General features: G+C 29.1%; 4 protein-coding genes and 1 pseudogene. All 5 read left to right on the top strand.

Annotation, left to right across the window (positions count from 1 at the left end; genetic code table 11):
- Positions 1–294: pseudogene (locus tag BGS43_RS04790) on the top strand (phage antirepressor Ant); the annotation flags it as partial.
- A 3-nt stretch (positions 295–297) separates the two neighbouring features.
- Positions 298–993, top strand: a complete 696-nt coding sequence (locus BGS43_RS04785; RefSeq protein WP_096569023.1) for a hypothetical protein — start codon at positions 298–300, stop codon at positions 991–993.
- Complete coding sequence (locus tag BGS43_RS04780; RefSeq protein ID WP_096569020.1) at positions 993–1,688, top strand: hypothetical protein; 696 nt, start codon at positions 993–995, stop codon at positions 1,686–1,688. The genes BGS43_RS04785 and BGS43_RS04780 overlap by 1 nt, the downstream gene beginning before the upstream one ends.
- The gene (locus tag BGS43_RS04775) at positions 1,669–1,947 is read left to right on the top strand and encodes a hypothetical protein (protein ID WP_057034207.1); all 279 of its coding nucleotides are present in this window, start codon (positions 1,669–1,671) and stop codon (positions 1,945–1,947) included. Before BGS43_RS04780 ends, BGS43_RS04775 begins: the two co-directional genes overlap by 20 nt.
- Positions 1,928–2,664 (top strand): DNA-methyltransferase (locus BGS43_RS04770; protein WP_096569017.1); only part of this gene is annotated, 737 nt, incomplete at its 3' end. The genes BGS43_RS04775 and BGS43_RS04770, both read left to right, overlap by 20 nt.

The following is a 2,664-nucleotide window of genomic DNA, read 5'->3' as shown; positions in this document are numbered from 1 at the left end:
CAAAAGGAACATTATGAAAACAAAATCAAAGCCCTTAAATACGACTTAGAAAAGAAAAAGGAGTTGAGTTTTAAAAGAAAACTTAGCAAGGAAGAATTACTAGAGCTTAGAAAAATACTAGCCCGTGATTATGGAATGATTTGCATAAAAGAATGGGAAATGAGTTTAGTTGCCGAAAAAATAGGTAAAGATACTGTTTTTGAAGCTGTTGTTAAGAAGCTTGAAAAAGAGCTTAAGTATTGGCAAAATTATGATGAATACGAAGAAAAATGGAAAAAAATACTAAGGAGATGAAAAATGAGTAATGAAGTTGTATTAAAAGAAGAAAATAAATTAGAAATAAATTTTAATCCTTATGAGTTAGCCTTGGTAAAAGGTGATTTATCAAAACTGAGCGACGTAGAACGAGCGAGTTATGTTAAAAATCTTTGTGAAAGTTTAGGCTTAAACATGCTTACAAAGCCTTTTGAATACATAGTATTAAATGGCAAACTTACTTTATATGCAAATAAATCAGCAACAGATCAGCTAAGACAAATAAGAAAAGTAAGTATTACAAAAACAGAAGTGGCACAAGTTGGCGATATTTATATGGTTACAGCCTACGCAGCAACACCCGATGGAAGAACGGATTGCGATACAGGTGCTTTAAATATTAAAAATTTAGGTGGCGATAATTTAGCAAACGCAATAATGAAAGCCATCACAAAAGCAAAAAGGCGTGTAACCTTAAGTATTTGCGGACTTGGAATGCTTGATGAGAGTGAATTAGATTTAAAAGTTTGGGGTAGTGATGAAAAAGCTATAGAAAATAAAGCAAAAGAGCTAAAAGCTTTAGGTGCTGAACTTAGAAAATTTATGAGTGATAATGGTTTAAACACTGGGGAGCAAAACAATTTTATAAAAAAACATTCTTTATTTACAAGTGAAAAAATACGAGAAGTTCTAAGTAATAAAGATGAATTTTTAACACAATTAAAAGGAGAATTATAATGTTACCAGCATTTAAGGCAAGTTTTGAAGTGGCAAATTATGCGCCAAGCTTAGAGTATTTAAGTGAAGGTGGGCTTTATAGCGGAGTTTTCCGCAAAGCCTTTTTATATGAAAAGATAGCAAGCGATGGAAGCAATAATACTTTTATTTGTTTTGAATTTTTAACTTCAAAAGAGCAAAAACTAGCTATTTTTAATCTTTTTGTAGCTAAAAATAACGATTTTAGCTATATCAATAAAAATGGAGAAAAAGAAAATTATTTAGGATTTAGACAATTAAATGCCATTATGAAATTCTTTGGAATTGATGAACTTGATTTTAGCGAAAAGGGAAATGAGAATGTTTTTGGAGTGCAGACTGAAGTTATTTATCTAAATTCTTTAGTTAATAAGCTTTTAGTTTTAGGTTTTGGAACAGAAGAATATTTAAGTAAAAATGGAGAACTTGCTAACAAAATCTTTCTTGATAGAATTTTTAATGAAAAAATGCAAAGCATGGATGAGTTTCAAAATAATAAAGAACCTTTATCTATAAAATCTTTTAAAGCAAGGCATAAATCTTTAAACAACGACAATAATAAATCATTTATTCCAAATCAAAATCAAAGCTATAATCCTTATGGAAATGAAGTAAAAAACAATAACAATGAAAAATATATCGAAATAGGAGAGGATGATGAAAGTTTGCCGTTCTAATTATCTTGAAATTGTAAAAATCGTTCCATTTAGCGAGAGGAGAAGTTGCTTTTGTCATTTTTTAAGAAGCAATGGGATTGCAATTGAAAAAATAAATTATAAAAATCACATAAGTAAAAAAGAACTCAGAAAGGCTTACAAAATTTACAAAAGTAAGCCAAGTGGAAGAAATTTCTTTCATGAAAAAAAGCTTATTGTTAAAGCTTTTGAAGATGTTGAGAAATTTTTAAGGAGTGAGAATGAAACCAAATTTATATAACGACCATTTTCAAAATTTTAAAAGATATAATATACCAAAAGCACAGCTTGTAATAGCTGATATTCCTTATAATTTAGACAACAATGCTTATGCTTCATCTCCTAAATGGTATATAAATGGGGATAATAAAAATGGAAAAAGCAAAAAAGCAAACAAGGCATTTTTTGATACAGATAATGATTTTAGAGTTAGCGAATTTATGCACTTTTGTTCAAAAATGCTTATAAAAGAACCTAAAGAATGCGGTAAAAGTCCTTGCATGATTGTTTTTTGCTCTTTTGAGCAACAAGCAATGTTAATTGAAGTAGCTAAAAAATATGGCTTTAATCATTATATAAATTTGGTTTTTAGAAAACAAAGCTCATCTCAAGTTTTAAAAGCAAATATGAGAATAGTTGGAAATTGTGAATATGCTTTAATCTTATATCGTGAAAAACTTCCAAAATTTAATAATGATGGCAAGATGATTTATAACTGCATGGATTGGCAAAAAGATGAAGGTATTCCTAAAATACATCCCACACAAAAGCCTGTTAAATTGCTAGAAAGATTAATCACTATTTTTACAGATGCAGGTGATGTTGTTATAGATCCATGTGCTGGAAGTGGTAGCACTCTTTTAGCAGCTACAAATTTAAACCGCAAAGCTTATGGCTTTGAGATTAAAAAAGACTTTTTTAAAAGTGCTAATGAAATTATGTTTAAACACATAGAAAG

It is taken from the genome of Campylobacter sp. 110 (genome assembly GCF_002383965.1).
Classification (GTDB): Bacteria; Campylobacterota; Campylobacteria; order Campylobacterales; family Campylobacteraceae; genus Campylobacter_D; species Campylobacter_D coli.
The sequence above is the reverse complement of the archived record's forward strand: the minus strand, read 5'-3'. Positions and strand labels throughout refer to the sequence as shown.